Origin of the sequence: Lysinibacillus sp. NPDC093216 (assembly GCF_050280325.1) — a bacterium.
In the GTDB taxonomy this organism is placed as follows: domain Bacteria; phylum Bacillota; class Bacilli; order Bacillales_A; family Planococcaceae; genus Lysinibacillus.
This window is the reverse complement of sequence record NZ_JBNNVB010000014.1, coordinates 15,102-41,825: the sequence shown is the minus strand read 5'-3', so window position 1 is coordinate 41,825 and position 26,724 is coordinate 15,102. Positions and strand designations below refer to the sequence as shown.

Sequence of the window (26,724 nt, the reverse complement as noted above, 5' to 3'; positions counted from 1 at the left end):
GATAAAGCCTCCGGCGGATGTCATGGATTTTCAAAGGTATGAATTGTGCGGGTACAATTCAAAATCCAGACGCAATTACGCCAAGGCGAAATTGATCTAGGAGCAAAAAAGTAAAAGGAGGAAGCGGAAATGGCAGCTTATCCAAATTGTCCAAAATGTAATTCTGAATACACATATGAGGATGGAACAAACTTTGTATGTCCAGAATGTGCGCATGAGTGGGGCACTGATGTAACGGAGCAGGAGACAGATACGTTAATCGTAAAGGATGCTCATGGCAATCTACTTGCAGACGGTGATTCCGTTACAGTTATTAAGGATTTAAAGGTTAAGGGTAGTTCTTCAACGCTAAAAATTGGGACAAAGGTGAAAAGCATTCGTCTCGTTGAAGGCGATCACAATATTGATTGTAAAATCGATGGCTTTGGTGCAATGAAATTAAAGTCAGAGTTCGTTAAAAAAGCATAATTACTGAAAAAAGAGTCGTGTAATGAGGCGTCCCAATCTCGGAAATGATGTTGGGTGGCTATTCAAAACTGACTCTTTTTTTATTTCTGGATAAAAGGAAGTTGCCTCAATATATTGAGACAACTTCTTTCTGCTGGTGTAACATTATTTTGTAAACCTACGAAATAGAATAGCAAAGGCAGAACCGAATAGTGCAAAAATAGTATGTAAAATGGCTATGAAGCTAGCTCCAATCAACAGTGTCCCAATTTCTGTTAAGGAGTAGTGGGTGACGTAGAGAGAATTATTGATATTGTTAACAATAGCCCATACGAAAACAGGTATAAAGCTGATAGCAAAAACAATCCAAATATTTCTGTAAAAGAAATAAGTAAGACAGCCGAAAATCGCGTAAGATATAGCAAAGCTTGTTTGATTGCCAAGTAAGGAAGAGTTAATGGCAAACATAAAGGATAGTACGATAAAAACAAGGTGGAAAAACGTGAGCGTTCTTTTCATTAATAAATGATAGCCAAGTATTTGCTTTGAAGTAGCGAGCTGCTGACAATGCTCACAAGTAGCTAAATGTTGTTCGACGAATTCTACAGTAGTTGCTTGGAGCGCTTGTTTTTTATACAAAGGCCATAAATCCTCTACAATTGAACATTCCTGTGACAAAAGCTTCCCTCCAATCGATCTCCTTCTATTATACGACTTTTTAACTTCTTTCAGCAGATGAATGCGGGTTTAAGTTAATTTTCAGCGGGTGTCCAAACATCTGTACCTGTCGCTACGCTTTCGGTACAAAAAACATCCGCTGAAAGAAGTTAATGCCTCCGGCGGATGTCACGGAATCGAAAAGGCGTTCACATAGGATGTTAGCCTAAAATCATCGCATCCATGCGATAACGGCTAACTGACCTGCCTCACGCAGGCCTAGGCACGAAGCAGATTCCAGACGCAATTATGCCAAGGCATAATTGATGAAAATAAAAAAAGCCTTCCGTGAGTTAATTCGTTCGGAAAACTTACATGCACCTTATTAATTTGATGTTAATACTTCATTGGTCAAAGCTTGAATATCAATATGTGTTTTTTCCTTCACAGCATCCTTCAGAATCTCAGTACGGAAATAGTGAACCGACGCTTCAAGAGGAATAGTTAAAATCTTGGAAAGGGCTGATTGATACATATGCACAAATTCTTTATCTGTGTTTCCACGTTTTAACTCAGCAAAGGCTTCGTAGAATTGGTCAAGCTTATCAGCAAACTCGAGTAGAAGACCTTCTATAGTTCTATCCTTACCTTCTTTCATGCGCTCAAAGAAGACAGCCTGAAACTCTTGTGGGATCTCATCAATAATAAATTTCTCCATCATTTTTTCTTCCACATGTGCAAGCATTTGTTTAAGCTCTGGGCTCGCATGCTTTACTGGAGTTTTAATATCACCGATAAATACTTCAGCAAAGTCGTGGTTAATGGTTTTTTCATACAATGATTTCCAATTGACCGTAGCTCCGTTCATTTCTTCAAGTGTGGCAAAGAACATCGCATACTGCGATACCTTCCAAGAGTGAGCAGCCACATTGTGCTCTTCAAATTTGAAGCGTCCAGGGCAACGAATAATACGCTCTAGATCATTAAGACTTGTAAAAAATTGATGAATTCCTATAAAAATCACTCCTTTTTGGTCTATATGTGCATGTTACTATAATCCATACCCTCTTTGTGCAAATTTCAAACAACTTAACAATGATTCATTTTGCGTTTACAAAGGATTCACAATTGACGATAAAGCACGCTTATGTTGGTGCTATAATGAGGGGGACTGATTAAAAGGGAGTATGCACCGTGATTTCAATTTATACACTTCTTCTTTACATACATATTTTAAGTGCCATTCTTTCGATTGGGCCTTTGTTCGTGGTTTTAACAATTGTTAAAAAAATGCGTACAGCATCCCATGTTGAAATGTCACCATATATTGAAGCTTTTAAAGGAGCAATTACGATCGTCAAGCATTCGGGGCATGTCCTTGTTGCATCCGGTATTTTATTAATGTGGCATGCGGGTTATCATTGGAGTACCTCGTGGATTGTTCTTACATTTCTTGTGATGTTAGCCTCCATTGTTTTTTTAGCAAGAGCGTTCAAACCGACTTTACAGACATATAATACACCTGCCTATGACCAGCAAAAATTTGCTTCATTGTTACATCGCAAAGCATGGATGTACATTTTGTTATTGCTAATTATGTTATGGCTAATGGTAGCAAAGCCTGTGCTTTGGTAAAGGATAAAAAATCGTACCCTAAGTTTTGTGAATGTTGCTGTCGCTCCGCTTTAGTACAAAAAACATCTGTTGCTGAAGTTTCGTTTTATCACTATAAATTAGAGTGACATGCCAGAAGATATATGCTATGTGAAGTGGTTGATTGGAGTGGAGACTGAGCGACTCCTTGGGGATCAGCGTCACAGATGAGACCCTGGAGCGAGCAACGCGAGTGAATCGGCTCATCGGACGCCCCTAGGAAGCTTTGCTCTGTGCGAAAGCGAAGCGTCAGCAACAAAGCGCTCAGGCGGAACGGAAATCAACCACTCGTTTTGCCGAAGAGCCATACTTTATTTCATTGACACAATAGTTTTTCAACACTATGAAAAATTCGCACCCTGAGAGGAGTGCGAATTTTTTTCATCAATTGCTAAGCAAGCGTTTGAAATAGCTTTTGCGAATAAATATATAACTAACGAAGAACAGGGCAAAGAAGCATAAAGAGCTCATCGTAGAGACTTGTAAAAATGCTGCTGAAACCATTGTTCGCATGGCAAATAATGTAGCGAATAACATCGTAATGGCTATCGCGAATGGTACAAATATAAGGATTGCCAGCTCTTTAGAAACTACAGTGAATAACTCTTTTTTAGATAGCCCAAGTTTTCGTATGCCTGCATACTTTTCTTTTTCCTGAAGAAGTGTCGTTTGTAAATAGAAGTAGAGGATACTCATAGCTGCACTTAAGAAAATCAAGCTCAACATAGAGCCGATAAAGAACATAACACTTTTTGTGAACATCTCTGCGTCATACAATTCGATTTTTGAAGTTACATAACGTTCATCATATATATGTGGGAAATCCTTAATAATTTTTTTCGCCAACTCTGTATGTGCCGTCCAATTGTCTAGCTCAAATAAATAGGCTTTGTAGACAGGATATTTGATGCTGTTATAAACTTTATCAGGCACAATAAAATACGTTTTCTGGAAACCTGTTGTTAATAGATTTTTTTCATTTACAGATATAAGCTTAAAGTGCTGTAGATATGTGTCATCACTTACATTAGTAATTGGCAAAGTTTTACGATTACCAGCAACTGCTATAAATTCATTTGTACCTAAGCTTTCTTTTTCAGTGTGTAACAAATTATAATCAGAAACTGACATATAACCAATTCTACGTTCTTCATTCGATTTAAATTCAATAAAAAATTTATGTGAATCCACTGTGGATAATTGTTTTTCAATACTTTCGATATCAGCTTCTACCATACTTGGATCAGCCTTAGGCGTGGCAATATACTGAACACTGTATGGATAATTCTCTTCACTATCCTTTTTAACATTGTAGTAAGAGCTAAATAAAATGCTTGTACTTAAAAACACACCGCTTAACAAGAGAGTGATTAAAAATAGTATATTTGCGTGTGATTTCATTTTTGCATTCAGATTGGAAGCCAGTAGCATATTCGTTTGTTTCATATAGGCTGACGATCTCTCAAAAGCCTTTAGGAGGAAGCGCATTCCTTGTGAGATGATTAAATAAATTATTGCTTTCATAGGGAAATACATACCGAAAGTTTCTGCATTTAAAACAACTTTGGCACCCATTAAGAAGAGTGGCGAAATGACAAGCCCAAGAATGATTGCTGTAATAATCGCCAATACACCGATAAGAATATTTTCACGAAAAACGAGCGTACGAATTTGTTTCATGGATGCACCAGTAATCATAAAAATACCTAGTGTTTTTGTTTTCTTCTTTAAAAAGGCCATGATGGAATAGGCGATATAAATAAATGAAAACAAATAGATGAGCAAACTCGCTAACATTAATGCAAGGCCAAGTGTTGAGTCTGGATCTAAACTTGCAAGACTTGGATGAAATACAATGACCGTAAACAGAAAGAAAATAATAATAGAAAACATACTGCTAAGGAAATACGAAACATAGGTCCATTTATCACGTAAAATATTTTGGATAACGATATGATTAAAGCTCATGCTGTCCACCACCTAAAAAAGCAAGTGTGTCCATGATTTCCTGGTAAAATTGTTTACGATTATGACCACGATGAATTTCGTTATATAATTTACCATCCTTAATGAATATAATACGATTTGCGAAGCTTGCTACATAAGGATCATGTGTCACCATTAAAATGGAAGTTTTCAGTTCTGTATGAATAGAACTAAATAAATTCATGACATCATTTACTGCTTTTGAATCGAGATTTCCTGTAGGTTCATCTGCCAACAGTAAACTCGGTTCATGAATAACCGCACGAGCAATAGCTACACGTTGTTTTTGCCCACCGGAAATTTCATAAATTCGTTTTGAAAGAAGCTCTTCAATTCCTAGAAATTGAGATACATGTTTAAGTCGTTGCTGCATTTTATCGGCAGGTAAACTATCTAAGGTTAACGGTAATAAAATATTTTCTTTCACCGTTAATGTGTGTACAAGATTAAAATCTTGAAAAACAAAGCCTAATTCTGAGCGACGGAACTTTGCAAGCTCTTCATCATCTAATGAATATGGATTTCTGCCATTTATAAGAATTTCACCAACAGTAGGGCGATCGATAGTTGACACGCTATTTAAAAATGTAGTTTTCCCACTTCCAGAAGGCCCCATAACGGCTACGAATTCATTCTCACCAAGTTGAAAATCTATGCCATTCAATGCTTTATATGTGATTTCCCCGATATATTCTTTTTGCAGATTGGTCACTTGTAGGATTGAGTCTCCCATCTTTCAACAACTCCCTTACTTCGATTGAATAGCTTAAGTATAAAGAAGGAGCAGCATTTTACCTATTTGGTTAAATGACGTCAATATGACAAAGTTGTCATATTACGAGCTTACAATGATGATTTTTTTACGCTATTTGAAAAATCTATAGAAAAGGTAGCGACGCACTCATGGGACTGTAAAGTAAAAGGGTGCTCTAATTCAGTTAAAATCTTTTTCACTAAATACAAGCCTATACCTGTTGCCTCACCGCTCGTTCTACCTTTCACACCTGTATAAAACAAATCAAAGACACGTGAAATTTCATTCTCAGGAATCGTATCTCCATAGTTTTGAATGCGTAAAGTAGCTTCGTCATAAATAATTTGAATAGAACTTTCGGACTCACCGTATTTAATGGCGTTATTGATGATTTGATAAAGCACAATTTTTAACCATTTTCGATCTGAATAAATAATAGTATTTTCAACAAGCGTCACTTTTGGAAAAACTTCTTTGGCAATGAAATAATCCTTTAAATCGTTCACAACTTCCTTAATAAGATCTTTTAATGAGAGTGCTTCTATTTTTAAATCCGCCACAAGATTGGACGTACGTTCATAAGTTAGTAACTGATTAAGGGTAAACGTCAGTTTATCGCATTCTTGATTAATTGTTTGCAAATGCTCGGATTGGCTATTTGCATTCGATTGGATCATCAGTTGAATAACCGACAATGGCGTTTTCATTTGATGGGCAAAATGAGAAAGCACAAGCTGCTTTTCTTTTCCTTGCTCTTCTAAATGTTGTTGCTGTGTTAAGTATAGATATTGCATTTGCCGTAGTTTTTGGCTATAGGCTTGCTCAATCATAGCCTGTGGTTCATACAGATGGAGGTCATCGTTTGTTAATGTGCTGTTCTGTAAATGAACATAGAGCTTTTTTCTGCGATAATAACGTCCGATCAGCCAAATGGTAAATAGGAAGCTAACGAGAAAGATAAAATAAAGATAGTGTGAAGATAAATCATCTAATGAATGAATGATCCAAGGTAATAATAGAAAACTTACACAATAAAGAATGATGACACTTACATGATCTCGAAAGAACAGCTTCATTCTTCTGCCTCCACTAATTGATAACCAAGTCCGCGAATTGTTTTAATTTCTAGTCTAGATTGAATAGCCTCGAATTTTTTGCGTAATCGGCCAATATTAACAGATAAAGTGTTTTCTTCAACGAAGGATTCATCATCCCAAATGGCACTTAACAATTTTTGACGAGGAACAACATTAGGATAAGCTTCAAATAGTAATTTGCTAAGTTGCATTTCTTTTAACGTTAACAGGCTCTCGTGTTTCTCGGTGTAAAGGCGAACTGTATTGGAATTTAACGTTGTATTAGTAATTGATATTGAATTAGATTCGGAGGAAGCATATTCTCCGTATGTACGGCGAATAAGCCCATTCACTTTTGCCATAAACACATCTAGTGAGAAGGGCTTAGTGATAAAATCATCTGCACCATTTTCAATCCCATGCACTTGATCGATATCATTCACACGAGCAGATACAATGATAATCGGGCATTTGGATAGCTGACGGATTTTGCGCGACCAAAAGTATCCATCATAGGTTGGTAGGTTAATGTCCATAATAACGAGATGAGGTTGAATAGCTTGAAATTCTTCTACTACATGATTAAATTGTTGAACGGTATAGCATTCAAATTGATATTTTGATAAATGCTCCACAATAATCTTTGAAATATTGGGATCATCCTCTATTATGTATATTTTGTACATAGTATCGACCTTTCTTTATAGACTATCACTAAAAAGTGGGTATTTAGTTAAAATATACGAAGGTATATTGGTTGATTGGAGTGGAGACTGGGCGATTCCTTGGGGATTAGCGTCACAGATGAGGCCCTGGAGCGAGCGCAGCGAGTGAAGCGGCTCATCGGACGCCCCAAGGAAAGCGCCCAGTCGGAACGGAAATCAACACTACGTTATGGTGAGCAGCCTTCTTTATTTATATATTTTTAATGTACCCTGATTTTTAGAAATCCATTAATATTATTCATTGAATACAATAATTGTAACTTGAAACTATAAAAAAGAGCCACCACAAACCCTATTGGGAAGGTGATGGCCACTTTATTTATTTTTTTGGAATATGGAAGGTGACAGTTGTTCCTTCATTTAATGTGCTTTTAATTTGTAACCTCTGTCCGTAAATCCTTTTAAGACGTAAATCTGTATTACGTAAACCTACGCCATTGTTTGGCGAAGTACTACCGGATAGTAGTTCATCTAATATACTTGGATCAATCCCAACGCCATCATCTACAACACTTACTGCCACATGATCCTGAAAATCCTTTATACGGATACAAACTGTACCGCCTTCTTCCTGTTTCAATACACCATGACAAATTGCATTTTCGATTAAAGTTTGTAAGGAGATAGGGGGGATTTCAATATTGATAGTGTCATCTATATCCCATTCGATGTTTAGTAAGTTCCCAAAGCGCTGCTGATTAATATAGAGATATGAGCGTACTAGTTCTAACTCATCCTTAAGTGGCACTACCCGCTGTAAATTCCTCACATCAAAGCTAGCATGTAGATACTCACCAAAATGATGCATTAAGTCAACCATTCGATCTGTATCGATTGTACTTAGTGATGCAATTGAATTTAATGTATTAAATAAAAAATGAGGCTGTATTTGGGCCTGAAGCCAAGCTGTTTCCAAATGCAGTCGTTGATTGATACTATATTTTAAATCGATTAAGGCTCTGCTCCTTACCTTTAACTCTAATGAATTAATAGGCTTCGTAACATAGTCATTTGCACCATGGGCGAAACCAGTATAGACATCCTCGGAATAACTACGAGCTGTTAGTAATAAGACAGGCAATTCAAGTAATGAGTAGTGTTCTCGAATACTTTCAATTAACGCATAGCCAGATATATATGGTAGCATCGCATCGATAATGACTAAATCCCAATCGTCTTGCTGTAGCACTTCTAATGCCTTTTCACTGCAAGTAACTGTAGTAACAGCATATTCTGGTGTTGCAAATAAACTTCGCATAATTGTTAAGTTTACCGGATCATCGTCGACCATTAAAATTTTAAATTGCTTTTCCATTGTCGGTGGGGAAATATGTTCTTCAATAGGAATATGTATGTCTTCTTCCTCTATATAGGATTGCTCCTCATTAAAGTCTCCTTCTGCTAATGGCAAAGTGAAATAGACATCTGATCCTTTGTTAGGAATAGAATGTATTCGCAAAGTTCCACCATGTAATTCGATGAGCTTCTTTGAAATTAATAAACCGAGACCAATTCCATCATTGTTGTCATTGCCTTGTTCGTAAGGGGAAAATAGACGACTTTGGATATCATCATCCATTCCTAACCCGGTGTCACGAATATGGATAACAGCCATACTATTTTCTATATGGGCACTGATTTTTATAGATCCTGCACTCGTATATTTAATGGCGTTGTGTAGGAGATTAAAAAGAATTTGAATCAATCGATTTTCATCAACCATTACATTAGGGAATGCCCTAGGAATCGTTGAATTCATTTGAATCTGTTTTCCGCCTATTACAAAGCGTAACATGTCAAAAACACCATAAACTATACTTTGGATGCTAACGTTCTTTTTATGGAGATGTAAATTACCTTCCTTTAAACGAGTAAAATCTAGTATGTCATTTAACGTAAAGGACATGCTTCTCCCGATATCAATTAAATGCTTCAGGTTTTGTTTATCATCAGTCATAAGCTTATTGTTTGGATTATCATAAATGGACTGTCCTAATGTAATCATTTTATTCATGGGATCCCACAGCTTTTGTGAGCTACTGGATAAAAATTCATCCTTTAATGCATCATCCTTTTGTAATTTAGCAATCAATTGATTAATTTGCTCTTTATTTTCAAAAAAGCGTTTAAACCAATAACCCGAAAAACCGAGCATGACAAATAAATAATCGAACGGATACATGGGTATATCAAAAACATAGATGGATTTGATATACGCCCATATGATGCCATTCATTGCACCAAGGGCCGTCAATGCAATAAAAGCAGTGCTCTGTTTTTGATCTTCAAGATACTCTCTTAAAGCGAGTACTACTACAAATAAAAATGAAACGACATAAAGTATAAAGTAAAAAGGATTTATTGCGAATAACCAATCAATCGGTAAGACGACAGTGAAAAATGCTGAAAGGAAATAGAAAGCACAGAGCCACTGAAAGCATTTAGCATTATGATATGTGACTAGTAAAACACGCATAAATTGGATAAAGAAAAAAGAAGACCCGAGATAAATGATAGTAGATAGCTTAAATGACCATACATAATCGAGATGTAACCAAGTGATAATAGATTGGTCATATGAAATTAATTCATCTGCTAAAGGCAAAAGAAAACCTACTGTGAACAGTAAAACAATTGGCTTTGGATTAATAAAAAAGAACACAAGGGTGCTAAAAAGTGCGAACAATATGAGCGTTATCGAAATTGTTGCAAGAGATAGATCGTTAATCATTTGGTGATGAGCCATAGCAGAAGCAGAGCCAAATAAAACTCTTTTATCAATGTTGGAACTTACTGATGTATCAAAATTAGATACATGTAAAATTAAGTCAATTTCAGGCTGCTTATTTGTAAAGTAAAGAGTATAAGGAGCGGCTTGACCTTTATGACTATGTGAATCAGTAGCTACTTTCCCTGATTGTTCAACCAACTTCCCATTAATATATAATGCTGAAGCAGTCGACACTGCAGGAATCCGAACGGCATAACGATGATCTTCAGGAGCATCGTGATTGAGTAAGATTTTTAAACGGTATGTACCATATCGTTGTGTCGTTGCCTTTGAATCTCGCATGGGAACGGTTCGGGTAGTTTGTTCAAATGATTGGGTATTAATGTTTAAGGGATCTATTAATGATCCGGGATAATAGAGCCATTCACCATCTAAGTTAAGAACTTCTTCGTCGGATAACTGCTGATCCCGTATATCAAATATACCTTCCTGGGCGATTGGTTGATTACTTGAAGGGAGAAAGTATGCTAGCCAAAGTAAACGAAGGGTAGTAAGCAATATGAAAATTAAAAAAATGAAAAGTGAATGTCGTATAGTCGCTTTTTTCAACAGTGACATAAGAACCTCCAAAATTTCTTCTTGTAATCAATTATGCCTCGGCATAATTGCGTCCGGAATCGGCTTTGTGCTTAGGCCTGCAGATGTTTTTTGTGCGAAAGCGTAGTGCTAACGTAGCGGCAGCAACGTGTCTTTGTCTGTGCGAAAGCGAAGCGACAGCAACACAGCACTGATGCAGGTCAGTTAGCCTTTATCGCATGGATGCGATGATTTTAGGCTAACATCCTTTATTAACTCATTTCCGATTCTGTGACATCCGCCGGAGGCTTTAATTTCTGTAGCTGACGCTGCGCTTTCGCTACAGAAAACATTTGTACCTGTCGCTGCGCTTTCGGTCAAAAGACATCTGCTGAAAGAAGTTAAAAGCACTATATTTACCATGCCATGAAATTTAGAAAATGGAAATAAGAAATTTTTAAAAGCGTTACTTTCAGACTAATCAGAAAGGATAGGGGAGCTGATTTTCGCTACAGGCTACTTGTTTCCCTGAGGGCGTAGCGTGAGATTTGATACCCCTTCTTACTGTGCAGTCAAGTACATATTTTGAGGGAGAGTCATTAGTTTAAGTTTTTTTTAAGAGGCGTGACGTATGATGAAGGAATAAATAATTTGTGAGTTAAAGCGTATTAAAATTTAACAAAAAATCATCTCAATGGGAGAAATGATCTATTGTGGGAAAATTCAAGTTAAAGTTATCGTTTGTTATTGTTAGTATGACGGTAATTGTTGTACTTGCGACTGCTAGTATTAGTATTTGGAGTAGCTATCGAAATTTTAACGACATTCTTATGCAAAATAAGATTGCCATGCAGGAAAATTATGTGAAGGAAGTTTCAGTAATCACGGAGAGATACGTACAAAAAAAACAGATGGAACCAAATCAAGATAAGTCGATTGAACCTTATATGGTGCAAGTGGTTGACAAGTTACTTGATGAAAGAGTTGTTTCATTTAGTGCGTTCATAAAAAGTATAATCGTTCCTTTACTATTATGGTTAGTTGCAGTACTTGTGGTAGCTGTATGGCTTGCTTTCAAAATTGCACGACCTTTAAAAAAGCTTTCTACTAGCGTGGAGAGAGAAGAAGTACAGAAGCTTGAAGAAATGGATGACTGGTATTACGAAGCACATTCATTAAAAAAAGTAGTACAAAACATGGTCATAAGTTCGGAAAGCGAAATATTTGATTTAACGAGTCAACTGAATTTAGACTCCTTAACGGGAATTCCTAACCGTAGAAGGATGGATCAAATTTTAAATGAGCTAATCGTCAATACAGTGCCACATACAGTAGTGTTAATAGATCTAGATGACTTTAAAAGTATAAATGATACATATGGACATACTGTAGGGGATGAAGTTTTAAAAGCTTTCGCAAATCATATGCAGAAGGCCATTGAGCAACAGGGAATGTGTTTTCGATATGGTGGGGAAGAGTTTATGGTTATATTACCATCCACGACAATAGATGTAGCATTAGAATTGGCGGAGAATGTACGCATTAAGCAGGCCTTGTTAGATACGGCATGTGGAAGGCCAGTGACAATGTCTGCCGGCATTACAGCATTTACAGCAAATATTAAGACTGCTAATCAGATCATTACAATGGCAGATAAGGCATTATATAAGGCGAAACAGTCAGGAAAGAATTGTATCTGTGTCGTCGAAGAATTATCTGGAGAATTAATCAAATGAATATCAGCCAAACTCAAATAATAAATTTTTTCTTTTACAATTAATATTAAATAAAGGTCTGTTGATTCGAATGAATACCGTAAATGATATTTGCAAAACGCATGTTAGTATATAAGTCGGAACGGAAATCAACCCCACGCTATGGTGGTAAGACAGTTGATTTTCATTACTGGTGAAATGAATACGAGATAAGAGACCATCGAGAGTTATCTTCTCGATGGTCTCTTAGTTTCCGACAGATATAGCGTTAAATAGCTCAGTCGTTTCTTGCTCTGGTAAAATACCGAGATCTGCTAACAAGGTACTTTTAAAGGTATTGTAAACCTTCACTGCACTTGCTCGATTATCCACTTCTATATAGTGCTTTATTAGCTGCTGTATGGTTTTATCGGAATATGGATTATGGTCTATTGTTAAAAGTAAAATTTGCTCTCGTTTCTTAACATCATGAATTTCTGTATAATGCTCTACTAAATCATGAAGTAAAAGAGTAAATTTGTTGTTCATAAAATTTGCTTTACTAGTAATCCAGGGATAATCTAAGGTGGCCATATACTCACCTTGGTAGCTTTGTATTAGTGCCTCAGCCCTCTCGACATCAATCTTTCCAGTCTCTGCTTTAGCATTTAAAATATGCTCTAAGTCATGGACATCACATTGAAAATCCTCTATTTGCAAAATATAACAGCCATTTGCATACTGTATGACTTCTAAATAGCCCAAAGTTGAAAGCGTAGTACGTAGATAGGAAACTGTTGTATGTAACTGTACCCTCGCTTTTTTTAATTCCGTATCTGCCCATAAAGCATCGATGATTGTATCACGAGGGACTTGGCTATTTAGGTTGGAAAAAAGAAAGGCAAATAATTCTTTTGTTTTAAGCGTTCTCCAATGGACGGCTTTGTTATTGTATAAAACAACGAATCCTCCAAAGCATTGTATTGCAAGAGCGGGTTTATTTCGTATTTGTATAGGAGTTGATTTATTTTCTAGGTGAAGGAGTTCTTGGATTCTGTTAATAGTTGTCTCTAGACGAGCTTTTGAAATAGGTTTTAGTAAATAGTCTATGGAGTGAATTTCAAATGCTTGAACAGCATAGTCCCGATACGCAGTGACAAATACAATAAAAATATTCTTGTTCCATTCTTTTAATAGCTGTGCAATCTCTAATCCGTTCATGCCGGGCATTTCAACATCTAAAAATGCTACTTGAAAATCCAAGCTCGGTCCCTCTGCCAGCAAATCTTTTACAGTTGTAAAAGATTTAATGACCTCTATTGAATTAAATTCTTTTAACTTCTTCTCCATATTTATAAGAGCTAATGGCTCATCATCCATTACTATCACTCGAATCAAAAAGGGCACCAACTTTCAAATATTAATTTTAACTTCTCTCAGCAAATGTTTTCTGTAGCGAAAGCGAAGCGACAGCTACAATTATGCCGAGGAATAATTGATATGTAGTGAAGTAGGTTAAATCGAAATATCAATAACTGACCCCTTATGTGGATGTATAGCCACTTGTTGCTGTGGCAGATCTTTTAATAAATTGATAGCAGCTGCAGTATTTAGATTGAGCGCATTTTGCATAACACTCATTTGTACAGTTTGTTGTAGCTCCATAATCTGAGAAGACATTATTGTATTAACTTCCACCCTACATTCCTCCTTTACCATATTATCGGATAAAAGCACTGATTTTCCAACATATAAAAATTGCAAATAGTTTTGCAGTAGTTTTACCTTAAAATTGTTCAATTTACCAAAAATATAATCGATATTGTATATTTTTCCTCCTTTATAGTAATAATTCGTAATATCAGGTCCGTTGTCCTGAGTTATTAATTGCATTCTCTAGTATTGCTTGCATAAAAGAACCTAACTCTAGTGTGCTAGCAGCAGATTGCAAAGTATTAAAATATGGAGGTTATAAAATATGAAAAAACAAGCTTTAGCTTTAGCTGGAACATTAATCTTGGGATTAGGTTTATTTGCTAGTCCATCATTTGCTAAGGACAAAATCTCTTTTTGGCCATTCGATACATTGTGGGGAGTCTCGAAAATTTACAATTTATCTTTAGGAGATTATGAGCCACTGAATGAGACAGACTCGACATGGTTTTATCCAGAGCAAGATTTAAATGTAGTCGAGCCGAAAATTGATAGTGATCAACATTTCGTTGAGGCCGGGGATACATTATTTACAATTGCGCGCGTAAATGGAGTGTCAGTGCAAGAATTAAAGGAATGGAATGACCTTCCATCCGATCTAATTTATGTAGGTGAATCATTAGCTATCAAAGCATCAGCGGCAAAACCTAAAACTGCCGAAAGCAAAACTACAAAAGTGGCAACGACATCAAGTAAAAAGAAAGTAACGACATCGAGCACAAAAACAAATACAGTGAGTGCTCCAACAAATACAGGCAAAACGTTAACTATGCGAGCAACTGCCTATACAGCGTATTGTGAAGGATGTTCGGGGATTACAGCTAATGGAACAGATATCAGATCGAATCCAAACTTAAAGGTAATTGCTGTAGATCCGCGTGTAATTCCTCTTGGTACAAGAGTTTGGGTTGAAGGTTACGGAGAAGCAATTGCAGCAGATACTGGCGGAGCGATAAAAGGTAATAAAATTGACGTATTTATTCCTACCGAGGGACAAGCTCGTCAGTGGGGCGTCAAAAGTGTAACTGTAAAAATTTTAAATTAATGTAAGTGGAAGGGTGTCTCCTTGGGTTGGAGATATCCTTTTATTTTGCATTGTTTTTAAGAATCAACATTGATTAAAAGCCAAGTGTACAAAGTTTACTCTGTAACCAACAATTCACAAAATTCTCAGTGGAATTGCATAAGTGGAAGGATTGTTGGCAACCATCTGAAATAGAGGAGGTATTTTCATGAAAAAAATGAGCTTAATAATTATTTCTTTATTAGTATTTGTCGGTGGTTGTAGTTTCTTTGAAAAGAAGGAGCAAAAAGTGGCAGTTAACGCAAGTTCAGGACCAACTGCAACTGCGAAAGTAATTGGTAAAAATAATGAAAGCTACGGCAATGCATATTTTGAGGAAGAGGATAATGGGGTTAAGGTGACACTCGCACTATCAGGATTGCCAGCCGGAAAACATGGCATTCATATTCACTCCGTTGGGAAGTGTGAACCACCAACATTTGAATCGGCAGGTCCTCATTTTAATCCAACGAGTAAAGAGCATGGGAAGGATAATCCTAAGGGATATCATTTAGGAGATCTTCCGAATTTAGAGGTTGGAGAAGATGGTAAAGTTGATCTGAATTTCTTAGCTGAAGGGTTAACTTTAGAAAAAGATGCTGCTAACTCATTGTTACGTGATGGAGGCACTACATTAATCATTCATGAATCTGAGGATGATTATAAAACAGATCCTTCTGGTAATTCTGGTGCTAGAATTGCTTGTGGCATTATTCAATAAGGAAATTGAATCGACTGTATCTGGAGTAAAACACTTTAGATACAGTATTTTTGTTTTGGGGGTAAAAATCGACAACAAATGATTAATTTCCTGAAATCAACCACTTTGGTCTATGGAAAAAATAACTCGTCATCATAACGTAGGGTTGATTTCCGTTCCGGCTGGGCGCTTTGTTGTTGCTGTCGCTTCGCTTTCGCACAGACAAAACAGTTGTTGCTGTCGCTTCGCTTTCGCACAGACAAAACAGTTGTTGCTGTCGCTTCGCTTTCGCACAAAAAACATCTGCTTCGCTGCGGGGTCTCGGGCCAACACGATGTTGGTCACGAAGGAGTTATCACAGGATGTGATGGTTTTAGCCTTCGTTCCTCTATTGCTAATCCCAAGGAGTCGCCCAGCCTCCACTCCAATCAACTTATATACATAACATACATTTTTATAAAAGATAAAAATAAAATATGCATTTTTCATACATGTAGAAACTAAAAATGTTTTCTTGAAAAAAAGAATTTGATAGCTTAATGTAGATAAATTTAGTGTGAAGGAGATATTGATAAACGTTGGGAATAATGAGTATTTAAGAGAAATAGCATAATTATAAAAGACTGAATTTACAATAAATAGATTGACATTATTATACTATGTTTGATAATTTTAAATAGATTCTTATTTTTAACCAAAGGGGGAAGGTTACTATGAAGAAAAAACAATTCAGGTTATTAATGCTATTAAGTGCCTTTACGCTATTGATTTTGGCTGCGTGTGGGTCTGATAGCGGAACAGGTTCAAAGGACACGAATAAAGGAGATTCGGCGTCGTCTGAAAAGCCATCATCCGACATTAAATTTTTGAACTTATTAACAGGGGGAACGCAAGGTACTTACTATGCACTAGGTGGAACGTTTGCTGATTTTATTTCTAAAGAAACGGGCATTAAAACAACTGCTGAAGTATCTCAAGCATCTGCTGCCAACATGACGGCTTTGCAAGATGGTAAAGGTGAAATTGCATTTGTACAATCAGATATTGCTTATTACGCTACTGAAGGAAAATTTATGTTTGATGGCAAAAAAATCGATTCAATTGCTGCTTTAGGTGCACTTTATCCAGAAACAGTACAATTAGTAACGACTGAAGCATCAGGCATTAAATCATACGCTGATTTAAAAGGGAAAAAGGTTTCTGTCGGTGCGCCAGGTTCTGGAACTTACGCAAATGCTGAACAATTACTTGAAATTCATGGTCTAAAAATGGATGATATCAAAGCACAAAACCTTGACTTTGGTGAGTCTACTGACGGCCTTCAATCTGGCCAAATTGATGCGGCGTTTATCACTGCAGGTACACCAACTAGTGCAGTAGAGGCATTAAACGCGACAACTAAAGTAAATATTATCGGTATGGATGCTGGTAAAGCAGATGAGTTAATTGCTAAATATCCTTACTATGCAAAAGATACAGTAACAAAAGGTACGTATGGTATTGCAAATGATACTGAAACAGTTTCAGTACTGGCGATGCTAGCGGTTAAAAAAGATCTTCCAGAAGATGTTGTTTATTCGATGACGAAAGCTATTTATGATAACGCAGGTAAAATTTCTCACGCTAAAGGGGCATTTATCAAAGCGAAGACAGGTTTAGACGGTATTAGTATTGATGTTCACCCAGGTGCTCAAAAATACTTTGATGAAAAGAAATAACGGAACATTCGGGTTTGGATTTTATCAAACTATAGCTTAAAGCGAGTAAAAAGTTATTTTCTTAATACGAAGAGGCTCGGATTGCGTAAAGCTTCGAGTCTCTTTTCTTCCGTTAAGTATAAGTCGTGAGTAATAGCGAATAGTTTTAACTTCTTTCAGCGGGTATTCAAACACCTGTATCTGTCGCTGCGCTTTCGGTACAAAAGACAATCGCTGAAAGAAGTTAAAGCCTCAGGCGGATGTCACTGAATTATGCCGGGGCATAATTGATGTGGGGGAACAGATGCAGTGCGAAAGAGAACATTAATAATTGTTTTAGCTTTTTTATGTATTTGCTTTAGTATCGTCATTTTTCTTCCTCTTCAAAAGGTATTCGCATTTACGGAAACACGTATAAATGATCCGATAGTGCATTATATACCACTGACAACTGAGGATACATTTGAAATTAGATATACTCACTCTATCCATAAAACGGATGTACTCGAACATTATAAATACATAGATGGAACACGTATTCAAATGTTAGGGATGGAGTATGAAAGTTTAGCAATCGGCATGCCGAGCTATGCAGAAAAAAATCAAACATTAACAGAACGCAATGGTAAGTATTTTTTGCAGTTTGACAATGAAGTCATTGAAAATTTTACGATCTATATTGCCGATTTGGATTTAGACCTTGTATTAGATTACGAGAATTATGAATACGATTTAAAAAAAGACTTACAAAGGGGAAAATCCTATTTATTTGAGGTGAAGCGTTTATCACTTTATGAACAATGGAAAGGAGTAAGGATGAAATGACGACACAGCATAAATCAAACGACGAAGTAAAAAAAGAAGAATTCGAACAAATATCAGCTGAAGAGCAACAAGCGATACTTGAGAAATATGATATTGAATCCAATGTCCGAACGGTATCGGGCATTATGAAGCATGTCATTTTCTTTGGACTGCTAGCGTTTTCATTGTTCCAGCTTTACACGGCAATTAAAGGCCAATTCCCAGCGCAAATTCAGCGTACGATACATTTAGGTTTTGGTTTGACCCTAATTTTCTTGCTATTCCCTGCTCGAAAAAAAGCAGCAAAGAATAAAATAGCGTGGTTCGACTATATTTTAGCGGTATTATCCATTGTAGTAGGTTCGTATTGGACAATGAATTATACAGAGCTTGTTAATAGTAACGGTACCATTACGCAAACAGATTTGATTGTAGGTCTCATAGCGGTCGTGTTGGTGCTTGAAGCAGCCCGTCGTGCAGTAGGTGTACCGATTACCATCATTGCTATATGTTTCTTAATATACGCCTATTTCGGACCGTATTTCCCAGATTTTATGGCGCACAGAGGGCAAGATATTGAGAGTATTGTTAATCTTATGTATTTTACGACAGATGGGATTTTTGGAACACCGATTAGTGTTTCTGCCACATTTATTTTTGTGTTTTTACTCTTTGGAGCATTCCTTGTCAAAACAGGCGTTGGCCAATACTTTAATGATTTAGCGGTATCTCTTGCGGGTAAATTAATTGGTGGTCCTGCAAAAGTGGCGGTTTTTTCTAGTGCGCTTCAAGGTACGATTTCAGGAAGCTCTGTAGCGAATGTTGTAACATCGGGATCATATACGATTCCAATGATGAAAAAGCTTGGGTACCGTAAAGAATTCGCAGGTGCGGTTGAGGCAGCGGCATCTACGGGTGGGCAGTTAATGCCTCCGATTATGGGTGCGGCAGCGTTTTTAATGGTTGAATTTATCGGTCGCGGAATAACGTATTGGGATATTGCGAAGGCGGCGGCGATACCTGCATTGCTTTATTTTACAGGTATTTGGATTATGACTCACTTCGAAGCGAAACGTGTAGGTTTAAAAGGCTTACGTGATGATCAAATGCCAAATCGTCGAGAGGTATTTAAGAAAATTTACCTTCTATTACCGATAATCTCTATCATCGTTTTAATGTTAACAGGTACACCAGTAATGCGTGCAGCGCTTTACGGTATTCTTATTTCTATTGGCGTTGCTATGTTTAATAAGGAAACACGTTTAAAACCAATGGATATTATTGATGCATTAGTTGAAGGGGCTCGTACAGCACTTGGTGTTGTAGCGGCAACAGCTTGTGCGGGTATTATCGTAGGTGTTGTTGTGAAAACGGGTCTAGGCTTAAGTTTAGCTAATAGTTTAGTGGAATTAGCTGGTGGTAGTATTATTTTAACGCTGATTTTTGTGATGATTGCTTCCTTAATTCTTGGGATGGGGGCTCCGACAACAGCGAACTATGTAATTACATCAACAATTGCTGCTCCTGCGATCGTAGCATTATTATCACCGAATACACCACAGGAATTGGTACCAGTAGTTGTTTTATTATCGGCACACTTCTTTGTATTCTACTTTGGTATTATTGCCGATATAACCCCGCCTGTTGCACTTGCAGCTTTTGCGGCTTCGGGAATCTCTGGTGGAGATCCAATTAAAACAGGTGTAAACTCAGCGAAGCTTGCTATTGCAGCGTTTATTATTCCGTATATGATTGTATTTTCACCTGCATTGCTAATGATTGATACAACTATACCTGAAATTATATGGGTAGTAATTACGGCCATTACAGGAATGGTAGCCATAGGTGCGGGAGTAATCGGTTATTGGTATCGAAAAATGCTTTGGTTTGAACGCATTATTGCCATTGCAGCGGGTTTACTTCTGATCTATCCAGAAAAACTCTCGGATTGGGCTGGCTTAGCAATCTTTATTGTTATGTTTATTATTCAATATGTAACACAAAATAAAGGTGATGGTGATGACGATCAAAAAAGTAAAACGAGTGCTATAGTTTAAGAAATACGTAAAAAGGGCTTGGGACCGCATAATATTAAATAAAAAGAATCTGCTCATTTTCTGAGTTAGTAAGTGCATGCCTTGTATGTTTAGAAGGAATTTGCTTAACTTACAAGCTACAGGAACGAGCAGATTCTTTTTTTGCAGCGAAAGTGGAATAAGAAGCACATACATAACTTAGCACAAAATTTCAAGAAAAATGATTATCAAAATATGTTCAAAAGTATGCAAAAGTTGATTTGCATGTTTTTTTGAGAATTGTTAGTCTTGGATAAACCAAATAAAGGTTAGCCATTTAAAGGTAATTATCCTTTGTTATATTTTCAATGTATTGAAAGGAGATTTCGAAATGAAAAAAGCAAGTTTACTTTTAATGATTATCCTTTTAATCTTTTCTCAATTGTCATTGGGTAATCTATCTGTTTATGCGACAAGCAACAATGAAACTGATATTGTACAATCGAGAAATTTAAAAGATGAAAATATTCTAAAGGATGATGAAAACAAATCACCACCAGAAGATGCTTTTATAATAAAGGATCTTGGCGATGGTGTTGCTATTACTAAGCATTATTTTGGTATATCAAAGGATTATATTAATATACCTGATGAAATCTGGGGCAAACCCGTTATAGAAATAGGGAATGGAGCATTTTCTGGTAAGAGTCTAGCGAGTGTAAAGATTCCGTCAAGTGTGAAAACGATTGGGGAACTTGCATTTTCTAGTAATAAATTAACGAATGTGGATATTCCGCCGAACGTTCGAACAATAGGGCAAAGTGCATTTTTTGACAATCAATTAACAAGTGTAAAAATTCCGGATGGCGTTAAGACAATAGAGGCAGCCGCGTTTTTAAATAATCGATTAACAAACGTAGAGATTCCATCTAGCGTAACAACGATAAAGGATTTTGCATTTACTAATAATAAGTTAACAAGTATAGAGATTCCATCAGGTGTTACATCAATAGGATTTTCAGCTTTCAATGGAAATTCGATAACAAGTGTAGAAATTCCAGAAAGTGTTATAGAGATTAAAAGTAATGCTTTTTATAATAACAGTCTTGATTTTGTAACGTTTACTGGTACACATAATTTCCAATGGTCTGAGAAAAATTCTCCATTCAATCCACAAAAGAAGGAAGGGAGAACGTTTTTGGGTTGGTTTGAAGATGAGGATTTTACAAAAGTTTGGAGTTACTCAGTATCAAAACCAATGACAATTTATGCAAAGTGGAGCCATTATGCTGTCACTTTTGATTCTAATGGTGGAAGTGAAGTTCCGTCGATAATGGTAGCATATAACGAAACAATGGAAGCTCCGTCGAATCCAGTGAAAGAGGGCTACGCATTTGAAGGTTGGTATAAGGATAAAGAACTGACGCAACTATGGGATTTCGATCAAGATGTAGTGAAGAAAGATATCACGTTATATGCTAAATGGGAAAAAACGGAATATACAGTCACGTTTGATTCCGATGGAGGAAGCAAGGTACCATCCCAATCAGTAGAACCAGGTGGCTTAGTGAAAGTCCCATCCACTCCGTTAAAAGAAGGGTACACATTTGCGGGTTGGTATAAAGATAAAGGGCTTACGGAAGTTTGGGATTTCGATCAAGATTTAGTAACGAAAGACATCACGCTATACGCCAAGTGGTCGAAAGTAAGCTATATCGTTACTTTTGATTCCAATGGAGGAAGCAAAGTACCATCCCAATCGGTGGTACCTGGTGAATTAGTGAAAGCCCCATCCAATCCGGTAAAAGAAGGGTACACATTTACGGGTTGGTATAAAGATAAAGGGCTGGCAGAAGCATGGAATATCGATCAAGATGTAGTGGAAAAAGATATCACGCTATACGCTAAATGGTCGAAAGTAAGCTATATTGTTACTTTTGATTCCAATGGAGGAAGCGAAGTTTCATCCCAAACTGTAGGGTATAACGAATTAGTGAAAGCACCAGCTGCTCCAAAGAAGGAAGGCTATACATTCAACGGCTGGCATAAAGATAAAGAATTAACAGTGTTATGGGATTTTGCAAAAGACGTAGTGACTAAAAATGTTACATTGTATGCGAAATGGACAAAGGATCACACATCAGGTGGAGGATCTGGCTGGACGCATCTAAACACTGTCACTTTTGATTCCAATGGTGGGAGTGAAGTACCGCCACAAACAGTTGGATTTAACGACCTAGTGAAGGCTCCGTTTACTCCAGTGAAGAATGGCTATCAATTTACTGGCTGGTATAAGGATGTAGAGCTTCAAAATGCATGGGACTTTACGAAAGATAAAGTAACAGCGGACATAACGTTGTATGCGAAATGGACAAAGGATAATGTGTCAGAAGGTAGCTATATCGTTACTTTTGATTCAAACGGAGGCAGTGAAATCCCGTCCCAAACAGTGGCGTATAAAGCTTTAGTAAAAGCCCCTTCTAATCCAAAGAAGGATGGCTACACATTTATCGGCTGGTATAAAAATAAAGAATTCATAAAGGCGTGGAATTTTAAGAAAGATGTAGTCACAGAAGACTTAACATTATATGCTCGATGGATGAAGGAGAGTAAAGGCTGTGATATTGCTTTTAAGGATATTGATCATAACTGGGCAAAAGATATAATTAAAGAAATTGCTAATCGATGCATTATTAAAGGATACCCAGATGGCACTTTCCGACCAAACGATCTGGCTCAACGTCAGCATGTGGTACTTATGATTGACCGTGCGTTACGACCAGCACCAATTCGAGAGGCTGTATCATTTTCGGATGTACCTGAAAACCATATATATTATGAACAAATTACACGACTGCAACGAGCAGGTATCGTGGATGGTTCAAACGGAGCTTTCCGACCAGATGCATATATAACACGTGCCCAAATGGCAAAAATAATGGTGCTTGCATTTGGCCTAACGCCTGAAGGAAAAAGTACGTTTAAAGATGTCGATCCATCACACTGGGCGAGTGGATATATTGCGACTCTAGCAGATCATAACATTGCACTAGGTGATGAAAACGGTAATTTTAGACCGAATGAAAACTTAACACGCGCACAATTTACAGCGTTTATGTATAGAGCGCTTGGTTTATAAGTCTTACTATGAAGGGGATGTATCGTAATTTGATACATCTCTTTTTCTATTCTGAATAAGCGAAACGATAATGTTTCTACACTTTTTTCATTGGTTAGTTTGAAAACTTCGATGTATTTATTTATCAAAAAAATATTTTAATAAAGTTTATAACTGCTTAATACGGGGTATCCATTTAATGGGTACCCATTTATTTCAAACTATTGAAAGGATACTACAAAATGAAAAAAACAAGTTTATTAGTAATGAGCATACTTTTGATATTCTCCCAATTAGCATTAAGTAATCAGCCTGTTTATGCAAATAGCGATAGTGAAGATGATTTTAAAACGACTAGCGTGGACGATGGTGTTGTTATTACAGGGTATAATGGTATATCGAAGGATATTGTTATTCCGAGTGAGATTAAAGAGAAACCAGTTGTAGCAATTGAACAATATGCGTTTTCAAATAAGAATCTAAAAAGTGTAAAGATACCATCAAGTGTTACAAAGATTGGCTATAAGACGTTTTATAATAATCTATTAACAAATGTAGAAATTCCTATAGGTGTTGAAAATATTGGAGGTCATGCATTTAGCAACAATAGTTTAAAGAATGTAGAGATCTCATCAAGTGTTACAACGATCGGGGATTATGCATTTTATAATAATCTATTAGCAAACGTAAAGATTCCATCGAGCGTTACAACTATAGGTAAGGGCGCATTTTATAGTAATCGATTAACAAGTGTAGAGATCCCATCCAGCATTACAAAGATTGGAGAACAAGCATTTCAGAATAATCAATTAACCAGTGTGGAAATCCCATTAGGTGTTCAAAATATTGAAGGTTCTGCATTTAGTTATAATCAATTAGCAAGCGTAGAGATACCATCAAGCGTTACAACGATTGGACATTCAGCGTTTGCATATAACCAATTAACAAGTGTAGAAATTCCATCAAGTGTTGAGATAATTGAACACGGCGCATTTTCTAGAAATGAGTTAGATTTTGTTATATTTCATGGGACACCTCAATTAAATTCTGACCCTAACGGAGGCCCATTCGATTTTCAAATCAGAGGAGCCAAATACTTTAATGGGTGGTTTGAAGATTCAGGTTGTACTATTAAATGGACTAAATCTGTAGTGCAGCCAATGACAATTTATGCAAATTGGAACACATGTAAGGTGAAAGTAACTTTTGATTCAAATGGAGGAAGTGAAGTTCCGTTTAAAATAGTTACAGCTGGAGAATTGGTGGAAGGACCATCTGACCCAGTGAAGGAAGGGTATACGTTTGATGGCTGGTATAAGGATTCGGAGCTGACAACGGTTTGGGATCTTACAAAAGACATAGTCAAAGAAAATCTAACGTTATATGCAAAGTGGACGGAGGACGACACTTCGGAGCAAAGCTATATCGTCAGTTTTGATTCAATTGGAGGAAGTGAAGTCGCATCAGAAGAAGTGAAAGAAGGAGAACTGGTAAAACCCCCAACTGTCCCAACGAGGGAAGGGCATACGTTTGCTGGTTGGTATAAGAAATCGGAGCTGACAACAGCTTGGGATTTTGCAAAAGATAAAGTCGAGGAAAACCTAACATTATATGCAGAGTGGATAGAGGACGACATTGCAGAGCTGAGCTATATCGTCACTTTTGATTTAAACGGTGGAAGTGAAGTCATACCAGTAGAAGTGAAAGAAGGAGAACTTATGAATACGCCAACTGCTCCAACGAAGGAAGGGTATACGTTTGCTGGTTGGTATAAGGATAGCGAACTGTCGGAAGCATGGGATTTTGCTAAGGATATAGTCAAAGAAGATCTAACACTATATGCAAAGTGGAAAGAGGACGACGCTTCGGAGCAGAGCTATATCGTCAGTTTTGATTCCAATGGAGGAAGTGAAGTCATATCAGAAGAAGTGAAAGAAGGAGAATTAGTAAAAACATCAACTGCCCCAACGAAGGAAGGATATACGTTTGCTGGTTGGTATAAGGATAGCGAACTGTCAGAAGCATGGGATTTTGCAAAAGATATAGTGACTAAAAACATCATGTTGTACGCGAAATGGACCAAGGACAATACTACTGAAGGTGGATCTAGTGAAGCTATGCCAAGCTATAACGTCACTTTTAATTCAAACGGAGGAAGTGAGGTTCCATCTAAAGAGGTTTCAAAAGGTGAATTGCTACAAGTGCCGCCTACACCTGTGAAGGAAGACCATACATTTGCCGGCTGGTATAAGGATGAAGGACTCATGAAAGCATGGGATTTCGAACATGATGTAGTAACAGCTAACGAAATATTATATGCTGAATGGACAAAGTATAATTCTTCTAACGGGGGATCTAGCCAAGGTTCGCCAAACTATAACGTCACTTTTAATACAAATGGCGGAAGTGAAGTACCGTCCCAAACTGTTGCCTATAAAGCATCGTTGCAAGCACCTTCTAACCCAATGAAGGAGGGTTATACTTTTGCTGGATGGTACAAGGATGAGGAACTCACAAAAGCATGGGATTTTGCTAATGATGAAGTGATAGAGAATACAACATTATATGCAAAATGGACGAAGCTAGGCAGTGACTGTAATATTACTTTCAAAGATATTGATCATAACTGGGCAAAAGAGATGATTGAACAAATTGCCAATCGATGCATTATTAAAGGCTATCCAGATGGCACTTTCAGACCAAATGACATGATTCAACGTCAGCATGTCGTACTTATGATTGAACGTGCCTTACCTCTAACACCACTCCGGGAAGCTGTACCATTTTTGGATGTCCCACATAGCCATCCGTACTATCAGCAAATCACATTACTCCAACAAGCGGGCATTGTAGACGGTTCAAACGGAACTTTCCGTCCAGATGCTTATTTAACACGTGCCCAAATGGCAAAAATGATGGTGCTTGCCTTTGATTTAACTCCAAGCGGGAATAGCTCGTTTAAGGATGTCGATCCATCACACTGGGCGAGTGGATATATTGCTACACTAGCGGACCATAACATTGCACTAGGCGATGAAAACGGTAATTTTAGACCGGATGAAAACTTAACACGCGCACAATTTACAGCGTTTATGTACCGAGCGCTTGGTTTATAAGTCTTACTATAAAGAGAGATGTATCGTAATTTGATACATCTCTTTCTCTGATTAACCTCAAAGTTCAATCTAAAAAGTAGATAGCTTTTATACTTTTTATGCATAAAGAGCATCGTTTATTGCTTTTTTTACAAAGATCATTGTATAATTCTTTTATCAGAAAATTCAATCAAATAAAAAGGAGAGATGATTAAATGAA

General features: G+C 37.0%; 19 protein-coding genes. 10 read left to right on the top strand and 9 right to left on the bottom strand.

The genetic code is table 11. The features are described from left to right. Positions 1–129 precede the first annotated feature (129 nt). Complete coding sequence (locus tag ACQKOG_RS15715; RefSeq protein ID WP_370082867.1) at positions 130–468, top strand: zinc ribbon domain-containing protein YjdM; 339 nt, start codon at positions 130–132, stop codon at positions 466–468. Positions 469–612: 144 nt separating this feature from the next. Here ACQKOG_RS15715 and ACQKOG_RS15710 read toward each other — a convergent pair whose 3' ends face one another. After that, a complete protein-coding gene (locus tag ACQKOG_RS15710) occupies positions 613–1,125 on the bottom strand; it encodes a zf-HC2 domain-containing protein (protein WP_370082869.1) in 513 nt (170 codons plus the stop codon). Positions 1,126–1,489: 364 nt separating this feature from the next. Next, complete coding sequence (locus ACQKOG_RS15705) at positions 1,490–2,128, bottom strand: YfbR-like 5'-deoxynucleotidase (RefSeq protein ID WP_427447325.1); 639 nt, start codon at positions 2,126–2,128, stop codon at positions 1,490–1,492. 170 nt (positions 2,129–2,298) lie between these two features. Here ACQKOG_RS15705 and ACQKOG_RS15700 point away from each other — a divergent pair, with 170 nt between their 5' ends. Continuing rightward, positions 2,299–2,739, top strand: coding sequence for a hypothetical protein (locus ACQKOG_RS15700; RefSeq protein WP_370082873.1), 441 nt, complete (start codon positions 2,299–2,301; stop codon positions 2,737–2,739). A gap of 402 nt (positions 2,740–3,141) precedes the next feature. Here ACQKOG_RS15700 and ACQKOG_RS15695 read toward each other — a convergent pair whose 3' ends face one another. The 5 genes from ACQKOG_RS15695 to ACQKOG_RS15675 all read right to left on the bottom strand — a co-directional run bounded on the left by ACQKOG_RS15695 (position 3,142) and on the right by ACQKOG_RS15675 (position 10,647). Beyond that, the gene (locus tag ACQKOG_RS15695; RefSeq protein WP_427447323.1) at positions 3,142–4,725 is read right to left on the bottom strand and encodes an FtsX-like permease family protein; all 1,584 of its coding nucleotides are present in this window, start codon (positions 4,723–4,725) and stop codon (positions 3,142–3,144) included. Beyond that, a complete protein-coding gene (locus ACQKOG_RS15690; protein WP_370082877.1) occupies positions 4,715–5,476 on the bottom strand; it encodes an ABC transporter ATP-binding protein in 762 nt (253 codons plus the stop codon). Before ACQKOG_RS15690 ends, ACQKOG_RS15695 begins: the two co-directional genes overlap by 11 nt. Positions 5,477–5,586: 110 nt before the next feature. Next, a complete protein-coding gene (locus tag ACQKOG_RS15685) occupies positions 5,587–6,573 on the bottom strand; it encodes a sensor histidine kinase (protein ID WP_370082879.1) in 987 nt (328 codons plus the stop codon). Continuing rightward, complete coding sequence (locus ACQKOG_RS15680; RefSeq protein WP_370082881.1) at positions 6,570–7,259, bottom strand: response regulator transcription factor; 690 nt, start codon at positions 7,257–7,259, stop codon at positions 6,570–6,572. The genes ACQKOG_RS15685 and ACQKOG_RS15680 overlap by 4 nt, the downstream gene beginning before the upstream one ends. A gap of 358 nt (positions 7,260–7,617) precedes the next feature. Continuing rightward, the gene (locus ACQKOG_RS15675; protein WP_427447319.1) at positions 7,618–10,647 is read right to left on the bottom strand and encodes an ATP-binding protein; all 3,030 of its coding nucleotides are present in this window, start codon (positions 10,645–10,647) and stop codon (positions 7,618–7,620) included. 671 nt (positions 10,648–11,318) lie between these two features. Here ACQKOG_RS15675 and ACQKOG_RS15670 point away from each other — a divergent pair. Beyond that, positions 11,319–12,341: a GGDEF domain-containing protein gene (locus tag ACQKOG_RS15670; protein WP_370082885.1), complete on the top strand. Its 1,023-nt coding sequence runs from the start codon at positions 11,319–11,321 to the stop codon at positions 12,339–12,341. A gap of 225 nt (positions 12,342–12,566) precedes the next feature. On the opposite strand, the gene ACQKOG_RS15665 is transcribed toward ACQKOG_RS15670, so the two are convergent. Both ACQKOG_RS15665 and ACQKOG_RS15660 read right to left on the bottom strand, forming a co-directional pair. Further along, the gene (locus tag ACQKOG_RS15665; protein WP_415732888.1) at positions 12,567–13,688 is read right to left on the bottom strand and encodes a response regulator; all 1,122 of its coding nucleotides are present in this window, start codon (positions 13,686–13,688) and stop codon (positions 12,567–12,569) included. A 126-nt stretch (positions 13,689–13,814) separates the two neighbouring features. Beyond that, entirely contained in the window at positions 13,815–13,997 is a 183-nt protein-coding gene (locus ACQKOG_RS15660; RefSeq protein ID WP_370082887.1) for a putative motility protein, read from the bottom strand. A 280-nt stretch (positions 13,998–14,277) separates the two neighbouring features. On the opposite strand from ACQKOG_RS15660, the gene ACQKOG_RS15655 reads away from it, so the two are divergent. The 7 genes from ACQKOG_RS15655 (at position 14,278) to ACQKOG_RS15625 (ending at position 26,525) form a co-directional block, all read left to right on the top strand. Continuing rightward, entirely contained in the window at positions 14,278–15,057 is a 780-nt protein-coding gene (locus tag ACQKOG_RS15655) for a 3D domain-containing protein (RefSeq protein WP_427447316.1), read from the top strand. Positions 15,058–15,244: 187 nt separating this feature from the next. Further along, entirely contained in the window at positions 15,245–15,796 is a 552-nt protein-coding gene (locus tag ACQKOG_RS15650) for a superoxide dismutase family protein (protein ID WP_370082891.1), read from the top strand. A 692-nt stretch (positions 15,797–16,488) separates the two neighbouring features. Then, positions 16,489–17,493: a TAXI family TRAP transporter solute-binding subunit gene (locus ACQKOG_RS15645; protein WP_427447314.1), complete on the top strand. Its 1,005-nt coding sequence runs from the start codon at positions 16,489–16,491 to the stop codon at positions 17,491–17,493. A 288-nt stretch (positions 17,494–17,781) separates the two neighbouring features. After that, positions 17,782–18,297 (top strand): DUF1850 domain-containing protein, encoded by a 516-nt coding sequence (locus tag ACQKOG_RS15640; protein WP_370082895.1) that lies wholly within the window; start codon positions 17,782–17,784, stop codon positions 18,295–18,297. After that, positions 18,294–20,333 carry a TRAP transporter permease gene (locus ACQKOG_RS15635; protein WP_402871047.1) on the top strand — a complete coding sequence of 680 codons (2,040 nt, stop codon included), beginning with the start codon at positions 18,294–18,296 and terminating at the stop codon, positions 20,331–20,333. The genes ACQKOG_RS15640 and ACQKOG_RS15635 overlap by 4 nt, the downstream gene beginning before the upstream one ends. Positions 20,334–20,682: 349 nt before the next feature. After that, the gene (locus tag ACQKOG_RS15630; RefSeq protein ID WP_427447311.1) at positions 20,683–23,430 is read left to right on the top strand and encodes an InlB B-repeat-containing protein; all 2,748 of its coding nucleotides are present in this window, start codon (positions 20,683–20,685) and stop codon (positions 23,428–23,430) included. Positions 23,431–23,651: 221 nt separating this feature from the next. After that, the gene (locus ACQKOG_RS15625) at positions 23,652–26,525 is read left to right on the top strand and encodes an InlB B-repeat-containing protein (protein ID WP_427447308.1); all 2,874 of its coding nucleotides are present in this window, start codon (positions 23,652–23,654) and stop codon (positions 26,523–26,525) included. Positions 26,526–26,724 lie beyond the last annotated feature (199 nt).